The sequence below is a fragment of the Rhodoplanes roseus genome, from assembly GCF_003258865.1.
GTDB classification, from domain to species: Bacteria; Pseudomonadota; Alphaproteobacteria; order Rhizobiales; family Xanthobacteraceae; genus Rhodoplanes; species Rhodoplanes roseus.
In genome coordinates, this window is record NZ_NPEX01000070.1 from 1 (window position 1) to 25,011 (window position 25,011).

General features: G+C 69.4%; 24 protein-coding genes and 2 pseudogenes. 12 read left to right on the top strand and 14 right to left on the bottom strand.

Translation table 11 applies throughout. From position 1 onward, the window contains the following. From CH341_RS12460 to CH341_RS33665, 5 genes and pseudogenes are all read right to left on the bottom strand, one after another. A pseudogene (locus CH341_RS12460) lies at positions 1–212 on the bottom strand (hypothetical protein); the annotation flags it as partial. An 80-nt stretch (positions 213–292) separates the two neighbouring features. Next, a complete protein-coding gene (locus CH341_RS12465) occupies positions 293–1,519 on the bottom strand; it encodes an NAD(P)/FAD-dependent oxidoreductase (protein ID WP_245431019.1) in 1,227 nt (408 codons plus the stop codon). 121 nt (positions 1,520–1,640) lie between these two features. After that, positions 1,641–2,012 (bottom strand): SPW repeat domain-containing protein, encoded by a 372-nt coding sequence (locus CH341_RS12470; RefSeq protein ID WP_170149597.1) that lies wholly within the window; start codon positions 2,010–2,012, stop codon positions 1,641–1,643. A 149-nt stretch (positions 2,013–2,161) separates the two neighbouring features. After that, on the bottom strand, positions 2,162–2,461 hold the full coding sequence (locus CH341_RS12475) for a hypothetical protein (RefSeq protein ID WP_111419353.1): 300 nt from the start codon (positions 2,459–2,461) through the stop codon (positions 2,162–2,164). Positions 2,462–2,604: 143 nt separating this feature from the next. Beyond that, complete coding sequence (locus tag CH341_RS33665; RefSeq protein ID WP_146604456.1) at positions 2,605–2,787, bottom strand: hypothetical protein; 183 nt, start codon at positions 2,785–2,787, stop codon at positions 2,605–2,607. A gap of 330 nt (positions 2,788–3,117) precedes the next feature. On the opposite strand from CH341_RS33665, the pseudogene CH341_RS36425 reads away from it, so the two are divergent. Further along, positions 3,118–3,327, top strand: a pseudogene (locus tag CH341_RS36425) (ATP-binding cassette domain-containing protein); the annotation flags it as partial. Positions 3,328–3,762: 435 nt separating this feature from the next. On the opposite strand, the gene CH341_RS35850 reads toward CH341_RS36425, so the two are convergent. Then, positions 3,763–4,539: a sensor histidine kinase gene (locus tag CH341_RS35850; protein WP_111419355.1), complete on the bottom strand. Its 777-nt coding sequence runs from the start codon at positions 4,537–4,539 to the stop codon at positions 3,763–3,765. Positions 4,540–5,287: 748 nt separating this feature from the next. Between CH341_RS35850 and CH341_RS12490 the strand changes: the two genes are divergently transcribed. Beyond that, the gene (locus CH341_RS12490; protein ID WP_210208273.1) at positions 5,288–6,313 is read left to right on the top strand and encodes an SDR family NAD(P)-dependent oxidoreductase; all 1,026 of its coding nucleotides are present in this window, start codon (positions 5,288–5,290) and stop codon (positions 6,311–6,313) included. Next, a complete protein-coding gene (locus CH341_RS12495; protein ID WP_111419357.1) occupies positions 6,310–7,467 on the top strand; it encodes a DUF305 domain-containing protein in 1,158 nt (385 codons plus the stop codon). The genes CH341_RS12490 and CH341_RS12495 overlap by 4 nt, the downstream gene beginning before the upstream one ends. Before the next feature lie 22 nt (positions 7,468–7,489). Here CH341_RS12495 and CH341_RS12500 read toward each other — a convergent pair whose 3' ends face one another. The 7 genes from CH341_RS12500 to CH341_RS12530 form a co-directional block, all read right to left on the bottom strand. Beyond that, positions 7,490–8,197, bottom strand: coding sequence for a YciE/YciF ferroxidase family protein (locus tag CH341_RS12500; protein WP_111419358.1), 708 nt, complete (start codon positions 8,195–8,197; stop codon positions 7,490–7,492). A 369-nt stretch (positions 8,198–8,566) separates the two neighbouring features. Beyond that, the gene (gene terL, locus CH341_RS12505) at positions 8,567–9,973 is read right to left on the bottom strand and encodes a phage terminase large subunit (protein WP_111419359.1); all 1,407 of its coding nucleotides are present in this window, start codon (positions 9,971–9,973) and stop codon (positions 8,567–8,569) included. After that, on the bottom strand, positions 9,970–10,497 hold the full coding sequence (locus CH341_RS12510; protein ID WP_111419360.1) for a DUF5681 domain-containing protein: 528 nt from the start codon (positions 10,495–10,497) through the stop codon (positions 9,970–9,972). The genes terL and CH341_RS12510 overlap by 4 nt, the downstream gene beginning before the upstream one ends. Positions 10,498–10,517: 20 nt before the next feature. Then, the gene (locus CH341_RS12515; RefSeq protein WP_111419361.1) at positions 10,518–11,876 is read right to left on the bottom strand and encodes a site-specific DNA-methyltransferase; all 1,359 of its coding nucleotides are present in this window, start codon (positions 11,874–11,876) and stop codon (positions 10,518–10,520) included. A gap of 571 nt (positions 11,877–12,447) precedes the next feature. Next, positions 12,448–13,002 carry a hypothetical protein gene (locus CH341_RS12520; protein ID WP_111419362.1) on the bottom strand — a complete coding sequence of 185 codons (555 nt, stop codon included), beginning with the start codon at positions 13,000–13,002 and terminating at the stop codon, positions 12,448–12,450. Continuing rightward, positions 13,002–14,891, bottom strand: a complete 1,890-nt coding sequence (locus tag CH341_RS12525) for a glycosyltransferase family 2 protein (protein ID WP_146604457.1) — start codon at positions 14,889–14,891, stop codon at positions 13,002–13,004. The genes CH341_RS12520 and CH341_RS12525 overlap by 1 nt, the downstream gene beginning before the upstream one ends. 80 nt (positions 14,892–14,971) lie before the next feature. After that, on the bottom strand, positions 14,972–15,691 hold the full coding sequence (locus tag CH341_RS12530; RefSeq protein WP_111419364.1) for an FCD domain-containing protein: 720 nt from the start codon (positions 15,689–15,691) through the stop codon (positions 14,972–14,974). A 190-nt stretch (positions 15,692–15,881) separates the two neighbouring features. Here CH341_RS12530 and CH341_RS12535 point away from each other — a divergent pair, with 190 nt between their 5' ends. The 8 genes from CH341_RS12535 (at position 15,882) to CH341_RS12570 (ending at position 23,543) form a co-directional block, all read left to right on the top strand. After that, positions 15,882–17,285: an amidase gene (locus CH341_RS12535; RefSeq protein WP_111419365.1), complete on the top strand. Its 1,404-nt coding sequence runs from the start codon at positions 15,882–15,884 to the stop codon at positions 17,283–17,285. Positions 17,286–17,350: 65 nt separating this feature from the next. Then, positions 17,351–18,280, top strand: a complete 930-nt coding sequence (locus tag CH341_RS12540; RefSeq protein ID WP_170149598.1) for an ABC transporter substrate-binding protein — start codon at positions 17,351–17,353, stop codon at positions 18,278–18,280. 1 nt (position 18,281) lies between these two features. After that, on the top strand, positions 18,282–19,049 hold the full coding sequence (locus tag CH341_RS12545) for an ABC transporter permease (RefSeq protein ID WP_111419367.1): 768 nt from the start codon (positions 18,282–18,284) through the stop codon (positions 19,047–19,049). A gap of 16 nt (positions 19,050–19,065) precedes the next feature. After that, a complete protein-coding gene (locus CH341_RS12550; protein ID WP_111419368.1) occupies positions 19,066–19,830 on the top strand; it encodes an ABC transporter ATP-binding protein in 765 nt (254 codons plus the stop codon). Between the two features lie 2 nt (positions 19,831–19,832). Next, a complete protein-coding gene (locus CH341_RS12555) occupies positions 19,833–20,738 on the top strand; it encodes a polysaccharide deacetylase family protein (protein ID WP_210208274.1) in 906 nt (301 codons plus the stop codon). A gap of 30 nt (positions 20,739–20,768) precedes the next feature. After that, a complete protein-coding gene (locus CH341_RS12560; RefSeq protein WP_111419369.1) occupies positions 20,769–21,647 on the top strand; it encodes a sugar phosphate isomerase/epimerase family protein in 879 nt (292 codons plus the stop codon). Further along, positions 21,634–22,461: an alpha/beta fold hydrolase gene (locus CH341_RS12565; RefSeq protein WP_170149599.1), complete on the top strand. Its 828-nt coding sequence runs from the start codon at positions 21,634–21,636 to the stop codon at positions 22,459–22,461. The genes CH341_RS12560 and CH341_RS12565 overlap by 14 nt, the downstream gene beginning before the upstream one ends. Before the next feature lie 5 nt (positions 22,462–22,466). Next, positions 22,467–23,543 carry an AbrB family transcriptional regulator gene (locus CH341_RS12570; RefSeq protein WP_111419371.1) on the top strand — a complete coding sequence of 359 codons (1,077 nt, stop codon included), beginning with the start codon at positions 22,467–22,469 and terminating at the stop codon, positions 23,541–23,543. Positions 23,544–23,682: 139 nt separating this feature from the next. Here CH341_RS12570 and CH341_RS12575 read toward each other — a convergent pair whose 3' ends face one another. Further along, positions 23,683–23,985: a hypothetical protein gene (locus CH341_RS12575; protein ID WP_111419372.1), complete on the bottom strand. Its 303-nt coding sequence runs from the start codon at positions 23,983–23,985 to the stop codon at positions 23,683–23,685. Between the two features lie 110 nt (positions 23,986–24,095). Between CH341_RS12575 and CH341_RS12580 the strand changes: the two genes are divergently transcribed. Further along, positions 24,096–25,011, top strand: a 916-nt coding sequence (locus CH341_RS12580) for a LysR family transcriptional regulator (RefSeq protein WP_210208275.1), incomplete at its 3' end; no start/stop codon positions are given.

Consider the following 25,011-nt stretch of genomic DNA (forward strand, 5'->3'; position numbering starts at 1 on the left):
CTGGCGGGCGGCGGGCGGCGGGCGGCGGGCGGCGGGCGGGGGGCGGGGGGCGGGTGAAGCACGTCGCAGACGAAGTCGAGGAATGATCCGCGGATGTATTTCAGGGCCGGCCCCGGACAGTGGCCCCTCGGACGTTCGATCACCTCGGCCGGAGTCACGCGCCGCGCCGCCTCCTTCAGGATGTACTGACCGCCGTCGCGCACCTTCAGCTCGACACGGGCTTCAAATGGCCGGTTCACCGGTCGCCTCAAAACGCCTTTCCGCTGGCCCCTCGACCAGCTCGTGTCACGCCTCACGAGTTGATCAGGCGAGCGCCGCGCTGGAAGGTGAGATAGCTCCACATCCAGGTGAAGGCCACGACGATCCGGTTGCGGGCGCCGATCAGGTAGTAGACGTGGGCGAGGCTCCAGAACAGCCACCCCAAAAACCCCTTGAGATGAAGCCGGCCGATGCGGACCACGGCCGCCCGGCGCCCAATGGTGGCGAGATCGCCATGATGGCGGTAGCGGAACGGGCGGCTCGCTGCCGCCTCGTCGCCGGCGACCCGGGCTGCGATCAGTCGCCCGACATGCCGCCCCATCTGCTTGGCGGCCGGCGCGATCCCAGGGATCGGCCGACCGTCCGATCCCTGCAGGCTCGCCGTGTCGCCGATGGCATAGATCCCGGCCGTTCCCGGAACCGAGAGATCCGGGGCGACCCCGATGCGCCCGGCGCGGTCGCTTTCGACGCCGAGCCAATCAGCGGCCGGCGAGGCCCTCACGCCTGCCGCCCACACCAGCGTCTCGGCATCGAGGCGTTCGGTCCCCATAACGATCCCCAGTCGGTCGCAGGAGGTGACGGCGGACGAGGTGCGCACCTCGACTCCCATGCGCCGCAGCTCCGCCTCGGCGTAGGCCGAGAGATCCGCTGGCAGCGCCGGGAGGAGGCGCGGTCCGGCTTCGACCAGCACGATACGCGACAGCGCCGGATCGATCCGGCGAAAGTCCCGGCGCAGGGTCTGACGCGCCACCTCGGCGATGGCGCCCGCCATCTCGACGCCGGTGGGTCCGCCGCCGATCACCACGAAGGTCATGAGGCGCCGCCGCGCCTCGGCATCCGTGGTCACCTCCGCCTTTTCGAAGGCGGCGAGGAGCCGCCCGCGGATGCGGGTCGCGTCCTCGATGCGCTTGAGACCGGGGGCGACCGCGGCCCATTCGTCGTGGCCGAAATAGGAATGCGTCGCGCCGGTCGCGACGACGAGATGGTCGAACGGCAGAGCGATTTGGTCGGTGAGCACATGCCGCCTGTCCCGGTCGATGCCCGTAGCAGTCGCCATCACGACGCGCAGATTGGGCTGGTCGCGCAGGATTGCCCGGACCGGCCAGGCGATGTCGGCCGGCGACAGAGCCGCTGTCGCGACCTGGTAGAGGAGCGGCTGGAAGCAATGGTGGTTCTGGCGATCGACCAGCGTCACGTCGACGGGTGCATCGGCGAGAGCCTTCGCGGCTTCCAGGCCACCGAAGCCCGCGCCCAGGATCACGACGCGGGGCGGTGACGAGGCAGCAGCCGGTAACGTGTTCCCGCGCGAGACGGTCGCAGGCTCGCGAGAGGTCTCGCGTCCGGGCGCCGATCGGTCGAAAGCGACGTCGGCTGGGGCCACGCTACGCATCCCCCATCACCAGGCCGGAGCTCGGGCGCGTGCGCGTCGTCAGACTCGCCGCGACCTCGAACAGCCCGAACAGCAGATGAGGCAGATGGACCTGATCGGCGAAGCCGAACAGCCACGGCGAGGCCGCGAGCACAATGCCACTGGCGGCATCCAGCCCGAGATGGACCGGCATGGGGATCGCGCGAATCGCCCCGAGTTCGTAATCGGTGAACAGGCTGTAGATCACGGCCGAGAAGCCGAGCGCGACCGGGACGAACTCGGCCGCCCCACCGTCGGCGAAGCCGAGGACGTATGGCGAAGCCATCAACATCACGCCGACGACGTAGTCTATGATGCCGTGGAGGCGAGTGGGGATCACACGCATACGGAGGTGTTCTTGCTCGAGGGTGTTCGTGCTCTACATGGAAGGAAACACGCCGGTCTACACACGGGTTCCAGACTGCCGGAGCGAGACGATCCCGGGCCGACATTCCTTCCCACATCTGCCGCCCTGTTGGACGGCTGGTCTTCGGCTCAGCGCAGAATGCCCCAGCCCACGATCGCGGTCGCGAAAGCCACGACCACGCCGATTAAGATCCAGGCGCTCCCGAGACCGTCGTGCCGCGGAGCGGCTCCGCCCTCCGCCAGCTCCGCGCGGCGGCTCTTCGCAACCCGCTCGGCCGTCACTGGAGTTCCGGCCGCCTCCTCATCGGCGCCCAGCGGCGCGGCAGCCGGGTCAGAGACCTGAACCTTGTCGCGGGTTCGTCCACTGTCGATGTCGTTGCGTAGCCGGTCGACGGTATCGTTGCCGTCCTGTCTGGTTTGCTCGGTCATGTCACGGCGGCTCCTTCGGTTGGATCAGGTTGCTGAACGCCGGGGCTCTCCTGCGCAATCTTCCGCCCGCGGATGCGAACAGATACGGCGGGCCAGCCGCGGCCTCCCACAGCATGCAAGCGTGTCATGCATCTCAGAGAGGGTCAGGACAGCAGGTCGGCCCGGCGATTCCGGTGCCGGCGGCTTTGGCGTTCCGGCGTCCGCCCAGTTTCCTTCATCATCGCCAATCGCCCTTCGCGCCCCAGCTTTCGATGCCACTCGCGATCGACGACGTCTCGAGACCCTTCAGCCGGCTCTTGGTCGGGGATGTCGCGATCCTCGGTCATGGCGCCTCCAAACATGTGGGGCGTGTCTCGTCTCCGTGCCGGAACGCTGGTCCGAACAACTCCGTTCCACGCTGCCGGCAGCAGCGGTCGGAGCAACGATCTGGCACGGCAACGTGTCAGGGGTGCTCGCCCGACAAAATATCCCGGAGATGCCGCAGATCAGCCCAGTGCCACGGCATTCATCACGTCGTGCTTCGACACAAAGCTCCGCGGCCGGCCGGACGCGAGCCCGTTCGTGGCTCCTGACAGCTCTACGTCGTCGTTCGTTGATGTGCGCCGCACTTGCGCTACGCCGACCGACGCTGATCACGCCGTCTGGGGCCGCCTGTCGACACGCTCGTCGGGGAGCCCGGCCTCAAGCTGTCGGGTGGACAGCGTCATTGAATTTGGGTGGCCCGTGCCATCCTGAAAGATGCGCCGATCTTGATCCTCGACGAGGCCACGTCGGCCCTCGACACCAATTTCGACATTGCGGTCCACGGAGCGTTGGTCGACCGAATGCACGGGCGTACCATCATTGCTGTCGCACACCGCAACTCAGTCGGCGAGCCGTCCTCGACGATGCGGCCGCCCAACATGACCAGCACACGGTCAAAGCCCGACCGTGTTGAGAGGCGGCGGCATGACGACGGACCGTTCGTCCGGATGTGGCGCCTTCAGACAGAAGGATTGTCGGCCGATGACGATCGAGGGACGGCTCGAGCGCTCCGGTCCGACGGCGCCGTTGGATCCTGCCGGGGCTCGACAAAGACCCTGTGGTCCCCGTCTGCCGGAGCGGCAGGCCCCCTTTATCTTCCGCCCGCTCCTCGAGATCGAGATGACGGCCTTCGACCTTGGCCCAGACGGAGCAAACCACCGCGGAGCAGCCCGGGGATGGAGCAAGCCTGGATCGAGCAAGCAACAGGACGTTCCGACTGAAGCTGGCGCCTCCGCACGATGCGGCAGTTCCTGAGACGGTGAACGGACCGAATGTGCCTACTCGGCGGCAGCCGTGTCGAGCTCGGGAAAAGGCACCTCGATCGTGCAGACGAGCCCCTCCGGACGGAACTCGCGCGTCACCCTCGCGTTCGGAATGGCCCCGTCGATCAACCTGCTCCCGAGCCCGACCGAGGCCGGCTTCGCCACCGCCGGGCCACCCGCTTCGGTCCAGAGGACCCTGACGATCCGGTCCGCGTCGTTCTCACCGAGCGTCCAGGTGACGGCGAGCATTCCGGCGGGGTACGATAAGCATCCGTACTTGGCCGCGTTCGTCGCGAGCTCGTGCAACACGAGGCCGAACGGGGTCGCGAGATCCGGCGGCAGCACAACAGGCGGGCCCCGGGTCATCAGCCGGTCCGGATTCTCGGACACATAGGGATCGAGCTGGCTGGCGACGATCGCGGCGAGCTCGGCTCCCGTCCAGTCGGCCTGGACCAGCAATGCGTGGCAGCTCGCGAGGGCCGCGAGCCGGTCGTCGAAAACGGCGACTCGCTCCGCCACGGCGGCATTTCCGCGGAACGTCCGGTGCGCAATCGCCTGGACGACCGCGGCTCTTGCCTTCTTGAGTCCGGTCGTCCGCCGACAGCTCGGCTTGCGCTCGTTCGAAGGCGTCCGCGGCGAGACAGCAGGCGTCCGGATCCAGCGTATACATCGCGTTATTCCCTTCGGGGCGTCAGCCCTCCACTCGTACAGAGGATAACCGGTCTCTCTGTCGAACATACGTACCGGGCTACTCGGGCAGAATTCACTAGGTCGGACGACCGACACATCCATGCAGTTCCACGCACTTTTACTCCCCGAGGACGCTCCTCGCTGCACATCCCGCGCCCCGCTGACCGGATCGGTTTTGCGTGGCCAGGATCTTTGGAGGTCAGAAATATGGATCGATGTGGTCGTTGCTCGTCGAGGCGCGGTATCAGCTGCTCCGGTCACGTCCCACTGCTGGGTCAGCCCAGTGTCGTCGAGCTGACAGAGGCGACACGGATGACCTCGTTCCAGCGGAACGCGACCAGGCGTGAGTTCATTTTTTGTGTAGGCACGCCTTCCTCCTCCGTTGTCGAGTGCCTACGAGCCCCGGGCGCCGTGCACGTCCGGGGCTCGTTCCGTCTGGTATTTTCGATCTCGCCTCATCAGCCGGATCCCCGTCGGCCTCCCGAGTTCAGTATCCTGAGGTTCATCAGCGCACGCCGCCGGCCCGCTGCAGTTCCTTTGCTTCCGGAGTCCGGCCCGCGCTTTCATCATTCATCCGGGCCGAGTCGCGGGCCTGAAGCGGTCGACGCGCAGATCACCAGTCCCATTCTGCAGAGCCCGAACGAAGGGGCCGCCATCAGGCTCGGGCCTTGACGCGGAGTCCTGGGGTCAGCCTGCGGTCGGCTCCGATGCGGCAGCTCCATGGAATGAACGTGCTCGTGAGCGCGCCGTCTGTGCCGGAGACCCCTGTTCGCCTGGAACGAGATCGCTACGTCAGCATTTGCGTACCGGACCCTCCGCACTCTGCCGCTTCTGTCGCGAGGATCGAACGATGCCGCCTCTCGCTCCGATGCCGACGTCTGCCCCGACGCGCGTGGTCGTCGTCACGGGAGCGTCCAGCGGCATCGGGCGGGCCGTGGCGCATGCATTCGCACGGACCGGGAGCGCGGTGGTGCTGGCCGGGCGCAGCGAGGCGCCGCTGCACGAGACCGCACGGGAATGCCGCGCGCTCGGCGGGACGGCCCTGGTGCGGGTGACCGACACCAGCGATCCCGACGCTGTCGCGCTTCTCCGTCGCGTCGCGGTCGACACCTTCGGGCGGATCGACGTATGGATCAACAACGCCGCCGTCCTGGCGCTCGGCCGGTTCGAGGACGTGCCGGAGCCGGCCTTCCGAAAGGTGATCGAGACCAACCTGTTCGGCTATGTCTACGGCGCCCGCGCCGCCCTGAGACAGTTCCGGCAGCAAGGCAGCCGTGGCGTCCTCGTCAACATCGACTCGCTGCTCGGCGTCGTCACCGAGCCCCACGCGTCCGCCTATGTGGCGAGCAAGTTCGCCATCCGGGGCTTGAGCGCGGCGCTGCGGCAAGAGCTTCGCGACACCCCGGGCATCCAGGTCTGTACCGTGCTGCCGCCGTCCGTGGACACCCCGGTGTATCAGCACGCCGCGAACTACACCGGGCAACGAGCGCGCGCGATCCCTCCGACCTGCGATCCGGCCTCGGTCGCTCGCACCGTGCTGGCCGTGGCGGAGCGCCCGCGGCCCGAGGTCGTCATCGGCCGGATCGCCCGGCTGGTGTCTCGGCTCGCCGCGGTGGCGCCGCGCACGGCCGAGCGGGCCGGAGGTCGACTCGGTCCGATCCTGCAGTTCGAGGCAAAGGCGACGCCGCCCTCGGAGGGCAATCTCTTCACCAGCCGAGGGCCGCATGCGGTCCGCGGCGGGTGGCGGGCCCGAGGGACGCGACTTGGCGTCCGGGCGGCGCTCGGAGCCCTGCTCATCGGCATTCCGGCCGCCCTGGTCTTGCTGCGTTGGCGGCCCCGGCGGCCGCCGGACCATGCGCGCGGGGCAAAGCGATGACACCGCGCGACGTCGATCGGCGGCTCGACTGGAAGGCCGCCGCGCTGCTCGGATTGATCAGCAGCACCTTCTCGACGATCGTGAGCACGTTGTCGGCCTTCCGCATCGGTCGCGACGCCGCGGTCGACTGGATGGTGGTCGCGGCCATTCCAATCCGCGATGCGGCCTTGCAGAGCGAGCCGTCGTGGAGCGTCGTCGCAGCCGGCATCGCGTTCCACCAATGGGCGGACTTCTCTTGGGCCCTGGTCTTCTTCGGCCTGCTCGGCCGGTGGACCCGCAGGCTCGGACCCTGGACGCTCCTCGCCCTGGCACTCCCCTGGGCGATGCTGACGTCGAGCCTCGAATGGTTCGTCCTGGTGCCGGTGCTGCCGTTCATGCAGCCGGTCTTCACCCTGGAACAGCCCTACTGGCTCGGCCTGCTGGTCCATCTGTTCTCCGCGTCCATGTACCCGCTGTTCCCCTGGCTCCGAGACCGTGTCGGGGCACTCCGGCCATCCCCGCACCGGCGCTTCGGCCTCGTCTGGGGCGCGCTCTCGCTCGCCGGCATGGTGGCGCTCTCGGGTCTCGCGGTGCTCGGGGCATCGGGCCGCGAACTGCCGTGGACGGGGCACGACCCGTCCTATGACCAAAGCTGGATCCGGAAGATGGCGGCGCACCACGCCCAGGGCGTCGCGCTCGCGTCGATCGCAGCCGACAATGCGGATGATGAACGTCTGCGGGCGCTGGCGCGGCTGATGGCCGCCTCGCAGAGGGCCGAGATCGACGCGCTGTCCCATTGGTGGCGAAGCTGGTTCGGCGGCGTCCTGCCGCCCGCGACGGCGCAGGAGCACCGGGACATGCCCGGCATGCTCGACCCTTCCCGCATCAGCGCGCTGCGCGACACGGCGCGACCGGACTTCGACCGCACCTTCGTGGCGCTGATGTCCGAGCATCACCGTGGCGCGATCCTGATGGCCGACGAGGCGCTGCACCGGGCGAGCGATCTCCGCCTCAGGACAATGGCCCACGTCATCCGGCACGCCCAGCGCGGCGAGATCGCCTTGATGAACGGCGCGGAGCCCGGCTTCGCGACGGTCGGACTCGCGGTTTCGGCGATGCTGGCGCCCGAAGGGCGAGCCGCGGCAGGACCGCCGGCCCCGCACGCGGCGCACTGAGATCAGCGAGCGTTCGACGGGTCTACTTGCCGCCGCTCCGCTCCATTGCCTTGCGCGTATGGTGGTGGATTTCGCCGTCGGCACCCCGGTACTCGCGTTGCTTCAGATCGGAGTCCTTGCCGGACGTCGCGGCGGACTTGCCCTTGTTCTTGGTTCGGCCAGACTCGGTCCCGGCCGCTTCGTCCCCATCGGCCCCCTCGGCCGTGTCCTCCTCCCCGAACTCCTCGTCGTCCTCGCTCTCCTCGGCCATCGCTGACGGATTGATCTCGCCTTCCGCGATCGCGCTGAGCTGCTCGTCGAGCGCATAGCCCTCCTCGACGGCGCGTTGCATCGCTCCGGCGAGATCGTCCTCACCGACCTCCCCGGCCAGCGCCCGCACCGTGCCCCAGACCGCGATGCAATAATGCTCGAGCTCCTGTACGCCGGCGATGACGGCGGCCTCCTTCATGTCGATCGACTCGACTTCGCCGAGCAGGGCCTCCGTTTGCTCGATCAGGCCCCGGGCTGCAGCGTTCTGCTTGCTCCTGGGCTTCACGGCGATTTGCTTCATGCCTTTCTCGACGTTCTGGACGATCGTCTTGCCCTGGGCGAGACGCAGCGCGAGCAATTCGCGCAGGTCGTCGGTTTCGATGTGCTCCAGATAGCGTTCGATCGCCTTCGACGCCTGCGATTCCGCATCGCGGATGCTGAACAGCTGGTGCGAAAGGAGTTCCTCGGGGGATTGGATCATCGGTGCCTCGCGTGTTGTCGGGAGCAGAACGCGGCGCGTGAGGAACAGCGTACCGGGCTATGTGCGATCGATAGCCGTCACCGTGACGCGCCGCCCCGATCAACGGGCGCCGCGCGATTCGGTTCGTCAGCGCCCGCGACGCGACCGAAGGGCCGAGTTCCTGTGACGCCTCCGGCGGTCGTACCGACATCCGGCATAGACGTCATTGCTCAATGCCATCACGGATCCACAGCGACTGGGATTACCCCATCCGGCCCACCACCCGCTCGCAAGGCGGTGCTTCGCAACGCGGTGTTCCGGCACAGGCCTTAACGGAAGCCGCAGCGTCGGTGGATTCGACGCACTCCACCAGACCGTTCCGGGTCATCGTCAATTCATCCCATACGTCCCGACATACGACCCGTGGTAGCGATTGTTCAACCAGCCGAGAAGCTGTGAGAGCGCATCGACCTGATCGTCATGAGCACCGGCCGGAAAGGTGAGGAGCTCCCGTTGAAATGCGGCGAGCCAGGGCGCCTGTTTCGGGAGATGCACTCGGCCGGCCTCGATGTGAGGTGTGACGGCGTCGAACCGTTGAATCTTCTCACCGACCGGCCGGATCCCGATGACGCGAGCGACATTCCGGAGGTCTTGGATCAATGCCGTCCCGGAACCCGCATCCTCGATCAAGCTGACAGTCCCGGGATGGCGATGCGCCACCTCCCGAATGCGCGAGCGCAGCGCCGGGAAGATCAGTCGTTCCCGGATCACCTCCAGAATGAACACTTCGTCTTGCGCCGTGACGCGGGCGACGATGCCGACCGTGTAATCATTGACGTCCCGGTCCTTGGTCGCAGTGTCCCAGCTCACGACGAGCCGATCGTTCAGCCGGGCATCCGGGGCCCGATCGTATGTCCGGAACCAAGACCAGTTCACACGGGCGCCTTCGTCGGGGACGGGCTGCTGCTGGTACTGGGCTTCGAACGTGCGTGACCCGAGCTCGGCCCTGATCTGGTCCAGCACGTGCCGTGGCTCCCGGACCGGATCCAGGACGTCGCCGGCTTTACGATGATGAACCCGCCCTCCTCCGACAGACAGAATCTGGTCGGTGTCTGCGATCGCCGGAATACAGAGATGATCCCATCCCCCGCGGTCGAGCAGCAGCCCGACCAGGTCTTCCGGATGGAGCCGCTGCATGACCACCACGATTGCGCCTTCGGCCTTGTTGTCGAGGCGCGACCCCACCGTCCCGGTGAACCAGTCCCACACCCGCTCGCGAGAACTCTGCGAGCTGGCCTCGTCGGGCTTCATGGCGTCGTCGATGACGATGAAGTTTCCGCCGCGCCCCAGCAACGTACCACCGACCGACGTCGCGAAGCGAAACCCGCCATGGGCGGTCTCCATCTCGGTCTCGGTGTTCTTTCCCGTCAATTTGGTCCCGGGAAAAAGCTGCCCATAGCTGTGATCCGACATCAGCATCCGAGAATCGCGTGCGAGCTTCGCCGCGAGATCACCAGAGTAGGACGCACAGATCACGCGCCGTGTCGGATCTCGCCCGAGGACGAAGGCCGGGAGCGCGATCGAGGCCAAAAGCGACTTTCCCGACCGGGGCGGCACCGTGATCAGAAGACGGCGGGTGCGCCCCGCCGCCACCTCGGACAGGGCATGCGCCATCGCCAGGAACGCCATTGTCCCTGAGAAGGCCGTCCCGGGATTGACGATATTGAATGCCTTGGTGGCGAACAGGGGGAAGTTCGTACGATAGGCCGCGACGGCCTCGCGAAGCGCGGTGTTCATGCCATCGGCTCCGGCTCTCCGTTGCCGTCGTCCGCGTCGGGAGCGTCCTCCGGGTCGGGCGCACTCTCCTCATAGAGGCGCCTCAGCTCGGCGACCGCGGCGAGATCGCGGTCGTCGATGGGCGCAGCCTGTTGGGCAGGGGCGGCCTCGAGCTGGCGGGTGTGGCGCGCCAACTCGGCGAGGCACATGAATGCCTTGAGGTCCTTGTCGGCGACCGCCTTGTTGACCTGCTGACGGACGGCAACCTGCCACTTCGTCAACTTATGGCGTTTGCCGTTATGATTGACGACGATCTGCGCCTCGAGTTCCTCCCTGAGAATTGTCGCCAGGTCCTTGCTTTTCGGCGGACGCCCGCGCCGGTTTCCCGACTGACCGGGCTTGAACCGGGCGCCCAACGGCGGCTTACCGAAGCCGACCTCGTAAGGAAGTCCGTCGAGCAGGCTGGCGCGCTCGTCCGACGTCGCGTCCTTCAGGCGACGCTTGAGATCGAGCGATTCACGGGTCTTCTTCTTGTTATTGGACATGGTGTGTCTTTCTCGCGGAATCAGTGCACAGGGCCACCGCGCAAGCCCGCTTCCTCGGCGAACGTCAGCCCCGTCCGGGCGTGAACCGCGTCGACTTTGGTCAAGGACTCGAAGCGCCGAATCGTCACGTCGACGTGGCGCGGCTCGATCTCGAGCAGCCGAGCCCGCCGCCCCGTCCGTTCGGCTGCGATCAGGGTGGTGCCGCGTCCGCCGAACGGGTCGAGGACGATCGCGTGGCGCGAGGTCACATCCTTGATCGCGTCCGCGACGAGCGCGACCGGCTTCACCGTCGTGTGAATGGCCGGCTCCCCGCGGCCCGCCCGAATGGCGTCGGCGGCGGCATGAGTCCAGACGTTCGAGCGACCGCGGCCGGCGCAGCCGACGCGGCCGATCTCGCCGGTCGTCGGGAGAGCGCGCGGCCCCACCTCGAAAACAGCGAAGAGCAGGTGCTGGCTGCGGTACAACGACCCGTGCCCGTGACTCGACTTGGTCCACACGCAAATATCGGCGAGGCCGGAATAGATCCCCTTTCCCATGTCGATCAGGTCGGCGACGTGCCTCCAATCCACCGCCACGTAATGAAGCGAACCGGCGCGCGTCACCGTCACCGCACGGCCGAGCACCTCGGCCAGACAATCGTGGAACTCGGCGCCCGAGGGTCCCCCGCGCGCCATCGCGAACTCGCCGCGCTCGATGCAGCGGTGCCCCACGACATCGCCCTCGCTCGGCACGGTGTAGGGCGGATCGGTGAAGACAAGGTCGGCCTGCTCGTCGCCGAGCAGGGCCGAGAGCGACGCCGGATCACGGGCATCCGCACAGAGGATGCGATGGCGGCCCAAACGCCAGATGTCCCCGGCCCTCGACACCGGGGTCTCGGATCCGGGTCCGGCCGCGTCCTCGCCCTTGGGCTGTGCCGCCTCGTCGTGATCGGACAAGATCACGTCGATCTCCCCGGCCTCGAACCCGGTGAGATCGAGCGACAGATCGAGGTTCGGCAACAGGACCGAAAGTTCGCCGAGCTCGACGGCCAACATGTCACGGTCCCACCCGGCCCGCTCGGCGAGCTTGTTGTCCGCCAGCACATAGGCCCGCCTCTGGGCCTCGCTGAGCGCATCGATCCGAATGACCGGGATCGTGTCGAAGCCGAGCATCGTCGCTGCCCCGACGCGGGCGTGACCGGCGAGGATCATACCGTCCTCGTCGATGATCACCGGGTTGGTGAAGCCGACTTCGCGAATGCACTGTGCAAGGGCCGTGAGCTGGCGCTTGCTGTGGGTGCGGGCGTTCTTGGGATTTGCCTTCAACGTCGTCAGCGGAAGCCAATACACCGCGAGATCGCGGATCGGGCCCAACTGGCCGCGCCCATCGTTCGTCATCATCGTCGTCTTTCTTTTTGTTGTTGGAGGCGTCGCTGTTGATCCAGCGCCCCAGGTAACTCGGCTCACAATCGGTGGTGCCAAAGATGTCCGGGCTAAGTCGGAAGGTCAAGAGCGGCTGATCTGCTCGTCCACACGCATTGTTCTACTTTTGTTCTTTTTTTGTTCCGATAACCGGTGGTCAGAGCAAGAATTCGGGACGTCTTGTTCTGCTCGACCAAAGCCCCGCCGGCCTCTGGGTCTTTCGGCACGGCGGCGCCTCGACGCGTCGGGCCATACGGATGCAATTCCGCCCCTCACTGTTTGTGTGCGCCGATCCCCTGCGGATCGCTTGGGATTTCACTGTTGAGCTGCGACGGGAAATCGGCACCGCAACATTGAAAGCCAGGCGACTCTGAGCGGCTTGCCGCATCGGCCGAGCTCCGCTTGCCGGGGTTTTCCCTGTTGTTTCCCCATTGAACAGGGTATTTCGAATGGAGCCGCATCCTTATGAGATCGGCCCGCTCGGACCGACGCGTCACCCGTCCGGACAGCCGTCGTGATGACGAGGCAAGTCGGCAGACGGCGCGCCGTCTCAGCAGCCCGCGATCTTCACCTGCGGATTGACGATGTCGTATTCGAGATCCTGGTTCACCACCACGACATAGGGCGCGGCGCGCGCGACCGCGCAGTCGACCTTGTGGTCGAAGGTGGTCTCGAAGCCCGCCTTGATGTAGTCGCGGGGAAACAGGAAGACGTCCGCCACGTCGTCGCGCGACCGCGAGGTCTGCACCATGAACACCGCGACCTTGGGGGCGATGAGGAAGACGTCGACGGGCTTGTTGCCCTTGTGGGTGTCGACCGCCCAGCCGAACAAGCGCAGGCGGCCGTCCGGCTGCAGCGTGGCGTTGTCGACGACGCCCTTGATGGTGTCGGAGCGCCGCAGGCCGGCCTTGGCGGCGGCGCGGGAGAACTCGAAGAAGGTGTTGTTGCCGAGATGGCCGACCAGCTCGGCCACGTCGCTGCCGGCCCGCACGCGTCGCCAGTAGAGCGCGTTGTCGGCCCAGTCGATGACCGGATAGGCCACCACGCCCCAGAGCAGGGCGAGGCCGGCACCGGCCAGGATGGAGAGCGTGGTCCGGATCGGCATCAGCGGGTCAGGGCCCCGACAGGTCCAGGTCCATCGGCTCCGCCGGACCGTTGGCGTGGCGGAAACGCCAGGGCATAGGCCCGGTCGAGCGAGAGATTCGCATTGTAATACGGGTCGGCGTCGAGATCCGGCCCCCATCGGTGCCGCATCAGCCGGACATCCTCGGCGAACCGGATCGCGTGCGCCGTATCGTGCCGGCCGAGCGAGGCCGATTCGTGGTGGACGAGCTCGGCCGCCGGCGTCCACACGATGCGCCAGCCGGCGCGGCGGATCCGCAGGCAGAGATCGACGTCGTTGTAGGCGAGCGGCAGCCCCTCGTCCAAGCCGCCGACCGCGCGAAACACCTCCGTGCGGACCGCCATGCAGGCGGCCGTGACGGCGGCGACGTCCTGCTCCAGCGCCAGCCGGCCGAACGGGCCCGCACTGCCGCGCGGCTCGCGATGGCCGACATGGCCGGCGACGCCGCCGAGACCGAGCAACACCCCGGCGTGCTGGATGGTGCCGTCCGGGTAGAGGAGCATCGCTCCGGCCGCGGCGACGCCGGGCTGGGCGACGCGGGCGGCCAGCCCGGCCAGCCAGTCGGGCCGCAAGGCCTCGGTGTCGTCGTTGAGCAGGCACAGCACGTCGCCGGTCGCCTGCGCGGCGCCACGATTGTTCACCTCGGAATAATTGAAGGGCCGGTCGGGACCGACCACGAGCCGAACCCGTGCATCGGCCGCGAGGCCGTCGAGAAAGGCGGCGCGCTCCGGATCGGCGGTCGCAGCCTCGGACACCAGGACCAGCACCTCCAGCGCCTGGTAGTCGGTGCCCTTCAACAGGGTGTGGAAGCAGCGTGCCGCGACGGCCGGGCGGCCCGTGGTGGCGACCAGCACGCTGACCCGCGGGGCGGTCCGCGGCGCGGCCAGGACGACGCGGTTCCCCGCCGGCCCGGGCTCCAGGGTCGCGACCGTGCCGATCGCGGCGAGATGCTCGGCGGCCGCGCGCCTGGCTGCCGCCGCCCCGTCCACCCTGCGCCAGCCGCCGGGGTGCCGCACCTCGGCCGGCCGGTGACAGAGGATTCGCGGCACGTGCCGGATCGCGGCCGCCGGCAGGCCCCGGGTGTAGCGCAGGACCAGGTCGTACTCCTCGGCGCCGCAAAAGCCCGGCCGGATGCCGCCGACCGCCACGACCCGGTCGCGACGCAGCACCGCGAGCCGGCCGACCGCGTCGCAGCCGAGCATCAGGGCCGGATTGAAGTCCGGCTTGAACCAGGGATCGGCCCGCACCGCACGGCGCCACGGCAGCCGCGAGCGCCGCAGAACGTCCTCGTCGCTGAACGCCAGCACGGTGTCCGGACGGGCGACGGCCCGCTGCATCGCAGCCACCGCGTCCGGCGCCAGCGCATCTCCGGCGCCCAGCAGCGCGACGAACGAACCGTCGGCCTCGGCGAGCAGCCGGTTGGCCGCCGCGGCAAAGCCGTCGGCGTCGGCCGAATCCGGCTCGGGCGCGGTTCGGACCAGGCGGATCCGCCGGTCGTGCTCCGCCACGGTCGAGGCCGCCCGAAGAGCCGCCGGCGGCGTGGCCGGCCCGAGCGCAATCAACAGCCGCCAGTCCGGTGCGGTCTGCCGCTGCAGCGACGTCGCCGTGGCGGCGAGCCCGGCCGGATCGCCGGCCTCCGGCATCAGAAGGTCGATCGTGGGCGGGGAGCCGCCCGGCGGAGCGCCGCAGCGGGCGTCGGATCCCAGGCGCTGCGGAGCGACCGGCCGGTCGTAGCGCCGGATCCAGGCCGCATAGCTGCGTGGCACGACGAGGCGATAAAGCCGTCGCGCGACGCGGCGGGCGAATTTGGCGCCGCCTTCGGCCGTCAGCAGATCGATCGCCCGGCGCAGATCACGCGAGGCGACGCGCAAGACTCGGCTCGCGGGGACCATGGCGACGCATCATCCGAAGAACACCGGCCCTCCGGCGGGTCGGCCGATTCGGACGCACGTTAGCGGCTGGGCCGGGCGGAACAAGCCGGATCGGCGCCGGCCGGGTCGGCGCCGTCGAGGATCGCCAGCAGCCGGTCGCGACCGCCCAGCACATGCGCCTCGATGACGCGGGCCGCCGTCTCGGGGCAGCGGCTCTCCAGCGCGTCGACGATCGCGCCGTGCTCCTTCACCGACACGGCCATGCCGCGGCTGGTCGCCATCTCGTGGCGGCGCATCAGATGCATCTCGTTGATGATCCGCCGATAGGTCTGCAGCAGCTTGGCGTTGCCGGTGTACTCCACCAGGATCTCGTGGAAGCGGATGTTCTGCGGGAAGTAGCCCTCGATGCCGACCTCCTCGATGCTGCGCGCCATCTCGTCGATCATCCGACGCAGCGCGACGATCTGCTCCGCCGTGACGCGCGGCGCCAGCAGCTTGCCGGCCCAGCTCTCCAGCCCGGCCCGCAGCTCGTAGAGCTCGCTCGATTCGCGTGCCGTGATCTCGCGGACGAAGACGCCGCGGTTCTTCTCGATGCGCACCAGCCCGGCCTCCTCGAGCCCGAGAAAGGCCTCGCGGATCGGCCCGCGGCTGACGCCGAGCCGGGCGGCCAGCTCCGCCTCGGTCAGCTTCCGCCCGGCCGGCAGCTCGCCGGAGAGGATCAGGCTGGCGATCTCGTCCTTGATCGCGGCCGGCAACGACTTGGATCGCAACAGGCTCAGGGTCTCGGTTCGGACGGTCATGACGCTCCCGGCGGTGTCCGGCTCGGCGGCGGGCCGCCCCTGGTCGGCGTGGGCCTGGCCTCGTCGTCGGCAGCTTTGCGCGATTTCCAGGCGGAATGCCACATTTTTCGTCTATTGTCGACTATAAGATTGTCTACAATCGGGTTGATGTCGGTCCAGTGCTGTGGTGCAATCCGGCTAGGAGAACGGAATGCCGCTGGATTACGCCATCGCCCCCCGCCCGACCGCCCAACGCTCCCGCCCCAGCTATGCGGCGAGACGGCCGCCGCTGCGGCCGTTCTCGGCGTGCCGCGCCGATTTCGCCGACGGCTCCGATTCGCCCCGCCACTTCCTCGAGCGCTGCCTCGAGGAGATCGACCGGCTGGAGCCGACCGTCCGGGCCTTCGTCAGCCTCGACGCCGAGGCGGCCCGGCGGCTCGCCGACGACGCCTCGGTGCGCCATCGGCACGGCCGGGCCCTGTCGGCCGTCGACGGCCTGCCGCTCGGCGCCAAGGACATCATCGAGACGCGCCAGCTCCCCACCGAGATGAACAGCCCGATCTTCGCGGGCTACCAGCCGCGCCGTGACGCCGCCTGCATCATCGCGCTGCGCCGCGCCGGCGCCATCGTGCTCGGCAAGACGGTGACGACCGAGTTCGCCTGCGGCCGCGCCGGGCCGACCCGCAACCCGCACGATCCGACCCGCACGCCGGGTGGATCGTCGTCGGGCTCGGCCGCCGCGGTCGGCGCCGGCATGGTGCCGCTCGCCCTCGGCACCCAGACCCAGGCCTCGGTGATCCGCCCGGCGTCCTATTGCGGCGCCTATGCGCTGAAGCCCTCGCACGGGCTGCTCTGCTTCGACGGCACGGCGCCGCTCGCCGCCTCGCTCGACACGCTCGGCATCTTCGGCGCCAACCTCGACGACGTGTGGGCGGCGACGACGGTGATCGCGGCCCTCGGTCCCGGCCCCGGGGGCCCGCGGCTCGATCTGCCCGACGCGATGCCGACGGCGGCGAAGCCGCGCCGCCTGGTCCGGCTCGACACCGCCGGCTGGGCCGAGGTCGACGCGGACGCGCGCGCCGCCTTCGAGCGCGCGATCGACACCCTCGCCGGACACGGCGTCGCAATCGTCGACCGCAGGACCACGGCCGAGGTCGAGGCGTTCGAGCAGGCGCTGGCCGAGGCGTCCGAGGTCTCGATCCGGGTGTTCGCCTACGAATCGCAATGGCCGCTGCGCGCCTATGCGGACTGCGGCGCCGACCTGGTGGGCGAGCGGGTGCGCGACCTCCTGGCGCGCGCCGACCGGATGACCGACGGCGACTACCGGGAGGCGGTGGCCGCCCGGCTGCGGCTTCGCACCGCCGCCTGCCGGCTCGCCGAGCAGGCCGACGGCTTCGTCGCCCTCGCCTCGTCCGGCCCGGCGATCGCCGACATCGCCTACACGGGCAGCCGGTCCTATCCGGTGCCGTGGAGCCTGGTCGCCGGCCCGAGCCTGTCGCTGCCCGTGATGGACAGCCGCGGCCTTCCGCTCGGGTTGCAGGTCATGGGCCCGCCCGCCTCCGACCTCGCGACGGTGGCGACCGCACGATGGATCGCCGCCACCCTGCTGGCATGACCCCACCCCCGCTGGCACGGCCCGTGCCTGCACCACCCGCGCCACCCTCCAGGAGGACCCACCGCATGACCACCCGCCGCCAGGTGCTGATCGCAGGAATGTCGGCCGTCGCCGCGCCGGCCGTGATTCCCCGCCTCGCCCGCGCCGAGGTGTCGAGCGTGAAGATCGGCTCGGTGTTCAGCGGCACCACCATGCAGGCGCCGCTGCTGCCCAAATACCTGGCCGAGGCCGGCATCAAGGCGGAGCTGATCGACTTCGCCAACATCACCCAGCGCATGCAGGCGCTCGCCGCCGGCGAGACGCAGGTCGGCTACGCCAGCGTCAACGGCGCGATCCTGCTCGCCTCCAAGGGTCTCGACCTGGTGACGCTGTGCAACGGCTGCGAGGGTGGCTGGTACCTGATCGGCAAGCCGGCCTTCAAGTCGCTGTCCGACCTCAAGGGCAAGAAGATCGCCGTGCAGCCGGGCTCGATCGCCCAGCTCGGGCTCGAGTGGAAGCTGCGCGACCTCGGCATCCAGAAGGAGGTCGAGCTCGTCTTCCTCAACAACAACGACATGCCGGCGCCGATGCGCTCCGGCGAGATCGACGCCCTGCACGGGGTCGAGCCGATCCCGACGCTGGTGCGCATGAACGGCTGGGCGACCGACATCTGGAATCCCTACGAGACGCCGCTCGGCAAGCGCAACGTGGTGCTGATCGCCTCGCGCAGCTTCATCGCCAAGAATCCCGAGACGACGCGGCAGATCGTCAAGGCGCATGTCCGGGCCACCCAGGAGCTGCAGCGCGACAACTCGTCGGCGGCCGCCGCGATGGTCAAGATCCTCAACCTGTCGCCGGCGATCGCGGCGGAAGCGATGAAGAACATCTTCTACACCAGCGACGTCGGCGGCGACTTCGGCAAGAGCATCGTCGCGGTCGGCGACATCATGCAGCTGATGGGCCAGATCACCAGCAAGCCCGACTGGTCCAAGTTCGTCGACACGAGCTTCGTCTGAGATGGCGCACCGGCATCTCCGTCGGATCGTGCTCGGCCTGTCGCCGCTCGCGCTGCTGCTTCTCGTCTGGCACGTCGCGACGGTGGCGGGCGCCTACTCGTCGGTGCTGCTGCCCGCCCCCGCGGCGGTGTGGCTGATCTTCGTCGACAGCTGGCCCGACCTGCTGCGCCACACCGGCACCAGCCTGGTGCGGGTGCTGCTCGGCGTCGGCCTCGCCTTCGTCACGGCGGTGCCACTCGGCCTGCTGATCGGCCGGTTCCGGCCGGTCGAGGAGACGTTCGACTGGACCATCCAGATCTTCCGCTGCCTGCCCGGCATCGCCCTCATCCCGCTGGCCATCCTGTTCTTCGGGATCGGCGACAGGCCGGCCGTGATCCTGATCTGGTTCTCGGCCTTCTGGCCGCTGATCATCACCACGATCTTCGGCGTGAAGAACGTCGAGCGGACGCTCTTCAAGGTCTCCCGGGCGGCGCTGGCCTCCAACCTGATGGTGTTCACCGACGTGATCTTCCCGAGCGCGCTGCCGTCGATCCTCACCGGGCTGCGGCTCGCCACCGGCGCCGGCTGGCTCACTCTGGTGAGCGCCGAGATGATCGCCGTGAAGTCCGGGCTCGGCTACATGATCATGTACGCCCAGGTGATGTTCCGGGCCGACCAGGTGGTCGCCGGCATCATCCTGATCGGCGCCGTCGGCCTGTTCTTCGACCAGTCCATCCAGCTCCTGCGGGCCAGGCTGTGCCGCTGGCAGGACGGCCTCGTCATCCAGTAACGCGGCGGATCCTGCGATGCATCTGAGCGTCTCCGACGTCTCCAAGACCTACGACCAGCGCGGCAGCCACGTGCTGGCGCTCGACCACGTGTCGCTCGACGTCGCGTTCGGCGAGTTCGTCTGCCTGCTCGGCGATTCGGGCTGCGGGAAATCGACGCTGCTGCAGATCATCGCCGGCCTGGAGCCGGCGAGCCAGGGTGGCATCCTGATCGACGGGCGCGAGCTCGTCGGCTGCCATCCCGACACCACCGTGGTGTTCCAGGAGCACGGCCTGTTCCCCTGGATGACGGTCCTGCGCAACATCGAGTTCAACCTGAAGGCCCGCGGCATGGCGGCGGCGAAGCGGCACGAGATCGCGGCACGCCTGGTCGAGACGGTCGGGCTCGCCGGCTTCGAGAAGAAGTATCCGCACGAGCTGTCGGGCGGCATGCGCCAGCGCGTCGGCATCGCCCGCGCGCTCGCCACCAGCCCCAAGCTGTTGCTGATGGACGAGCCGTTCGGGGCGCTCGACGCGCAGACGCGCAGCGCCATGCAGGCCGAGCTGCTGCGCCTGTGGGCGGCGCACCGATCGGCCGTGGTGTTCGTCACCCACAGCATCGAGGAGGCGGTGTTCCTGGCCGACCGCATCGTCGTGATGACGCCGCGGCCCGGCCGCATCGGCCGCATCATCGACGTCGACCTGCCGCGGCCGCGCGATCCGACCTCCGAGGCCTTCGTGCATCACGTGAAGATCGCGCTCGAGACCCTCCACACGCCGCGCGCCCTCCTGGCCCCGAGTTGATCATGGCCCCGATGTCCAATCCCCGCATCCCCTACCAGCTCGCCACCGACCGGCCGAAGCTGCCGGCGCCGAACGGCAAGCCGCTGATCGTCCACGTCGTCGTCAACATCGAGTACTGGCCGTTCGACCGGCCGATGCCGCGCAAGATCCAGCCGGGCCCGCACGGGCTCGACAAGATCCCCGACGTGCCCAACTTCTCGTGGGTCGAGTACGGCATGCGGGTCGGCCACGCCCGCATCCTGCGGGCGCTGCGCAGCCGCTCGATCCCGGCCTCCGCGACCATCAACGCGCAGGTGATCGAGGTCTATCCGCGGGTCGCCGAGACGGCGCTCGAGGCCGGCTGGGAGCTGATCGGCCACGGCGTGTTCCAGCAGCCGCTGCAGAGCGCCGCCGACGAGATCGAGGTGATCGAGGCGACGCTCGCGACGCTACGCGCCTTCACGGGCGTGCGCACGCGCGGCTGGCTCGGGCCGGGCCTGAGCGAGACCTTCGACACCCCCGACCATCTGAAGAAGGCCGGCATCGACTATCTGTGCGACTGGGTGATCGACGACCTGCCGACCTGGATGCGCACCGCGCACGGGCCGATGGTCGCGGCGCCCTACTCGCTCGAGCTGAACGACAGCGTGCTGTGGGCCGGCTGGGGACACGCCTCCGATGCGCAATACGTGCGCGCCCTGGAGACGCTCGCCACCTACGACACCGAGCTCGGCGACAACTGCCGGGTCCTGACGCTGCCACTGCATCCGCATCTGATCGGCGTCGCCCACCGGATCACCTGGTTCAACCGCCTGCTCGACGTCTTGACGGCCCGCGACGACGTGGTGTTCATGACCGGCAGCCAGATCACCGACTGGTACGCCGCGGTCGAGCCGCCGCCGCCCGCCCTCTCGGCTCCGTCCTTCTGATTCAACCCTCCGACTGCGGCCACTCCTCGGATGCGTGCCCCCGGCCTGTCGATCAACCACTATCTCTGCCCGCCCGGCTACGGCGCGCAGCGCTTCGCCGCCGAGATCGCGGCGCGCGGCGCCGCCGGCATCGGCATGACGCGGGCGGCGCTGGCCGAGCTCGGGGGCCGCGGCTGTCGCCAGGCTGCCGCCGACCACGGGCTCGCGGTGACGTCGCTCAACAGCGCCGGCGACCTGCTGCTGCGCGATCCCGGCCTGGCGGCGGCGCAGACCGACCAGAACCGCCGTCTGATCGACGCCGCCGCCGAGATGGGCGCCGCGGCCCTGGTGATCGTCACGGGCGGGCTCTCCGGCCAGGGCTTCGGCGACGACGGCGCGCTGCGGGAGCGGGTGCTGTGGGCTCCCGCCGTGGCTGCGGCGCTGGTCGAGGATCGTCTGGCTCCGCTGGTCGAGACGGCGGCGGCGGCCGGCGTCCGGCTGGCGGTCGAGCCGATCCATCCGATGGACGTGTTGTTCAAGGGCGCCGTCACCTCGATCGCGGCGGCACGACGCCTGTCCGCCGGCGTGCCGGGGCTCGGCCTGATGCTCGACGCCTATCACAGCTGGTGGGATCCCGACCTGGCGACGCCGCCCGCCAATGTCGTCGGGCTGCAGATCTGCGGCATCGCCCAGGCGAGCGCCGCCGAGAAGCCGGACCGCGACGTGCTCGGCGCCGGCATCGTCGATCTGCGGCCGATCGTTCGCGACGTGCTCGCCGCCGCGCCGGCTGCCGTCGTGGAGTTCGAGATGTTCGACCGGCACCGCCGCGGCCGCGCCGTCGCCGACATCGTCGCGGCGGCGGTCGCCGCCTGGCACGCCATGCGGCTCCACCTCCACGGCGCGGAAGGACAGGCCGATGCCGTTCGCTGACATCGGGACGGGCCGGCTCTACTACGAGACGCACGGCGACGGCGAGCCGCTGGTCCTGGTGACGGGCCTTGGCGGGCTGGCCGCCTTCTGGGCTCCCCATGTCGATGCCTTCGCGCGGCGCCACCGGGTGATCGTCTACGACCATCGCGGCACCGGGCAGAGCACGCCGACCCCCGGCCCCTACACGGTCGACGGGATGGCGGACGACCTCGTCGCGCTCATGGACGTGCTCGGGATCGCCAGCGCGCATCTGTGCGGCCACTCGACCGGCGGCGCCATCGGCCAGATCCTCGGGGCCAGGCATCCGGCGCGGGTGCGCAGCCTGCTGCTCGCCGCCACCTGGGGACGGCGCGATCCGTATTTCCGCCGTTGCTTCGACGCGCGGCTGCCCATCCTCACCGGCCTCGGCGCCGAGACCTATGTCCGGGTGACGAGCCTGCTGCTCTATCCGCCGGACTGGATATCCCGCAACTACGGCCGCATGCTGGAGATGGAGGCGGCGGCCGTCGCCGGCCTGACGAATCCCGAGATCCTGATGGCCCGCATCGCCGCGATCTGCGACTTCGACCCTTCGGCGGAGGTCGGCTCCATCCGGGCGCCGACCCGGATCGTCACGGCGCGCGACGACATGACGACGCCACCCTTTTTCGCCGAGGAGCTCCACGCCGCGATTCGGGGGTCGACGCTGACCGTCGTCGACTGGGGCGGCCACATGTTTCCGCTGACGGCGCCAGCCGTGTTCGGCGGCCTCGTCCACGACTGGCTCGCGGCGCAAGCTCCCGCTACGGCCGCGCCGGCGCAGCCGCGGACCTAGCGGCCATGCCGGCGCCATCCAAGTTCCGCGGGCGCCTGCGCGCCGCCGCCGTCACGGGCCTCGTCCTGCTGCTCGCCGCCGCGGCGGGCTTCGTCGCCGAGGCACTGCGGATTCCGCTGCCCTGGATCCTCGGCCCGCTCGCCGCCTCGGCGGCCGTGGCGATGGCCGGCCTGCGGCCCGGCGGCGGCCTGCAGCACGGCCGTCGCTTCGGCCAGCTCGTCGTCGGCGCCCAGGTCGGGCTCGGGCTGACCACCCCGGTGCTCGGCCGCATCCTTTTGAACCTGCCCCTGATGGTGGCGACGGCGCTGTTCGCCATCGCGGTCGCGGCCCTCATCGCCCCGCTGTTCGGCCGGGTCACCGGCGTCGATCGCCGGACGGCGTATTTCGCCATGATGCCGGGCGGGCTCGCCGAGATGGCCAATATCGGCGCCGCGGTCGGCGCGGCGGCCGAGCCGATCGCGCTCGCCCAGACGATCCGGCTGAGTCTCGTGGTGTGCCTGCTGCCGCCGCTCGTGCTCCTGCTCGACCTGCACGGCGAGATCGCCGCACTGGCGGCCCGGACGCCGCTGACGCCGCTCCTCACCGGGCTGACGCTCGCCTGCGCGCTCGCCGGCGTCGGCGCCACCATGGTGGTGCGGCTCAACAATCCGTGGATGATCGGCGCCATCTTCGGGGCCGCCGTGCTGGCCGCGACCGAGACGGTGCACGGGCGCGTGCCGGTGCCGCTCTACGACATCGGCCAGCTCTTGATTGGCATCAGCATCGGGGCGCGGTTCCGCCGCGAGGTGGTGCTGCGCATGCTGCCGGTGTGCCTCGCCACGATCGGCACGGTGCTGCTCCTCTCCGGCGTGATGGCGGCGGTGGCGGGCGGCGTGACGGCCATGACCGGCCTCGATTACGGCACCGCGGTGCTGTCCACCTCGGTCGGCGGCATCGCCGAGATGACCGTCACGGCCCAGACCCTCCACCTCGACGTGGCGCTGGTGACGGCGTTCCACTTCGTCCGCGCCGTCCTGGTGAACGGCTTCGCCGCGCACTTCTGGACCCTCGGCACCAGCCTGCTGGACCGCTTCCGGCGATAGCGTCGGCCCCCCGTGCCCCGCGACTGCCGGTGCGGTCCGGCGGTGAGGATGTCGCAGCCGGTCCGTGTCGGGCCAAACGGTCCTGATAAGGAAGCCGACCGCCGCCCCGAAGGATCCGGAGCGGTCCCCTCCCGACGCCTCATGACACGGTCGGCGGGCGATCGGACGATGTCGGGCGACGGCTTCGGACAGCCGAGCCACTCCGCATCGGCGCCGAGCGCGGCGCGGTTCGCCTCGCGCTCGGCGAGGCTCGCATAGCCCCACAAAAGACGACCTTGCTCAGCTCGCCGATCTCGACGTGGAAGTAGCCGATCAGGTTGCCGAGGATGCGGGTCTGGATGGCGAGCCCGCCGTTCTTCTCGTCGTCCTGGTCGTCGAGATGCAGCGTGCCGGGCTTCAGCGTGCCGGGCTTCAGCGTGGAGGTGCGCTCTTCGACGATCATGCTTTCGGCTGCTGTGCCTGACGGCCTTCGGGCGCGCCTCTCCCCGCCGCGCGCGCGCGTGCTATGGTGGCGGCTGCGCCGATGTCCGGCGCGCCCGAGCCCCGATCCGCATGCGCGCCTTGCTCTCACACGATCTCCAGACGCTCCGCATCTTCCTCACCGCCTGCGAGCTGCGCAGCATGAGCAAGGCGTCGGAGCGGCTCAACATCGCGCTCTCGGCGGCGAGCCGCCGCGTCAGCCTGCTGGAGCACGAGGTCGGCACCCGGCTCATCGTCCGCCGCCCGCACGGCATCGAGCCGACCGCCGCCGGCGTCACCATGATGAACTACGCCCGCGACGTGCTGCGCCTCGGCGAGAAGCTGCAGGTCAGCATCGAGGAGCACCGGCTCGGCGTGCGCGGCTATGTCCGGGTCTGCGCGTCGAGCTCGGTGCTGGTGCATCGGCTGGCCCACGACCTGTCGCGCTTCGTCGCCGCCAATCCCGAGATCAAGCTCGACCTCGAGGAGCGGCCGAGCGAGTCGACCATCGACGCGGTGCTGCACAAGCAGGCCGATCTCGGGGTGTTCGTCCGCAGTGCCGACATCGACGGTCTCGCCGTCACGCCCTACGAGGGCGATCAGCTCGCCGTGGCGCTGCGCGGCGACCATCCGCTCGCCGGCCGCGAGGCGCTCGCCTTCGCCGACATCCTCGACGAGGACCTGGTCGGGTTGGAGAGCGGCACCGCCGTGCATCGCCTGCTCTCGTTCCGGGCCCGCGAGCTCGGCCGCGTGATGAAGACGCGCGTGCAGGTGCGCAGCTTCGAGGTGATGTGCCTGATGATCAGCGAGGGCCTGGGCATCGGCATCCTGCCCGAGAAGGCCGTGCAGCCGCTCGCCCAGGCCATGGGCCTGCGGCTGGTGCGCCTCGCCGAGCCGTGGGCGAAGCGCGAATACGCCATCTGCGTCCTCGCCGCCGAGGACCCGCCCGCCCCGGCCCAGCGGCTGATCGACTTCCTCACCGACAAGCCCGCGACGGCGCCGAAGCGGC

Bases quoted from the DNA above. Each gene is read 5' to 3' on its own strand.
- CH341_RS12470 (WP_170149597.1), bottom strand. From the start codon at position 2,012: ATGCGTGTGATCCCCACTCGCCTCCACGGCATCATAGACTACGTCGTC.
- CH341_RS12475 (WP_111419353.1), bottom strand. From the start codon at position 2,461: ATGACCGAGCAAACCAGACAGGACGGCAACGATACCGTCGACCGGCTA.
- CH341_RS33665 (WP_146604456.1), bottom strand. From the start codon at position 2,787: ATGACCGAGGATCGCGACATCCCCGACCAAGAGCCGGCTGAAGGGTCT.
- CH341_RS35850 (WP_111419355.1), bottom strand. From the start codon at position 4,539: ATGGATGTGTCGGTCGTCCGACCTAGTGAATTCTGCCCGAGTAGCCCG.
- CH341_RS12490 (WP_210208273.1), top strand. From the start codon at position 5,288: ATGCCGCCTCTCGCTCCGATGCCGACGTCTGCCCCGACGCGCGTGGTC.
- CH341_RS12495 (WP_111419357.1), top strand. From the start codon at position 6,310: ATGACACCGCGCGACGTCGATCGGCGGCTCGACTGGAAGGCCGCCGCG.
- CH341_RS12500 (WP_111419358.1), bottom strand. From the start codon at position 8,197: ATGATCCAATCCCCCGAGGAACTCCTTTCGCACCAGCTGTTCAGCATC.
- terL (WP_111419359.1), bottom strand. From the start codon at position 9,973: ATGAACACCGCGCTTCGCGAGGCCGTCGCGGCCTATCGTACGAACTTC.
- CH341_RS12510 (WP_111419360.1), bottom strand. From the start codon at position 10,497: ATGTCCAATAACAAGAAGAAGACCCGTGAATCGCTCGATCTCAAGCGT.
- CH341_RS12515 (WP_111419361.1), bottom strand. From the start codon at position 11,876: ATGATGACGAACGATGGGCGCGGCCAGTTGGGCCCGATCCGCGATCTC.
- CH341_RS12520 (WP_111419362.1), bottom strand. From the start codon at position 13,002: ATGCCGATCCGGACCACGCTCTCCATCCTGGCCGGTGCCGGCCTCGCC.
- CH341_RS12530 (WP_111419364.1), bottom strand. From the start codon at position 15,691: ATGACCGTCCGAACCGAGACCCTGAGCCTGTTGCGATCCAAGTCGTTG.
- CH341_RS12535 (WP_111419365.1), top strand. From the start codon at position 15,882: ATGCCGCTGGATTACGCCATCGCCCCCCGCCCGACCGCCCAACGCTCC.
- CH341_RS12540 (WP_170149598.1), top strand. From the start codon at position 17,351: ATGACCACCCGCCGCCAGGTGCTGATCGCAGGAATGTCGGCCGTCGCC.
- CH341_RS12545 (WP_111419367.1), top strand. From the start codon at position 18,282: ATGGCGCACCGGCATCTCCGTCGGATCGTGCTCGGCCTGTCGCCGCTC.
- CH341_RS12550 (WP_111419368.1), top strand. From the start codon at position 19,066: ATGCATCTGAGCGTCTCCGACGTCTCCAAGACCTACGACCAGCGCGGC.
- CH341_RS12555 (WP_210208274.1), top strand. From the start codon at position 19,833: ATGGCCCCGATGTCCAATCCCCGCATCCCCTACCAGCTCGCCACCGAC.
- CH341_RS12560 (WP_111419369.1), top strand. From the start codon at position 20,769: ATGCGTGCCCCCGGCCTGTCGATCAACCACTATCTCTGCCCGCCCGGC.
- CH341_RS12565 (WP_170149599.1), top strand. From the start codon at position 21,634: ATGCCGTTCGCTGACATCGGGACGGGCCGGCTCTACTACGAGACGCAC.
- CH341_RS12570 (WP_111419371.1), top strand. From the start codon at position 22,467: ATGCCGGCGCCATCCAAGTTCCGCGGGCGCCTGCGCGCCGCCGCCGTC.
- CH341_RS12575 (WP_111419372.1), bottom strand. From the start codon at position 23,985: ATGATCGTCGAAGAGCGCACCTCCACGCTGAAGCCCGGCACGCTGAAG.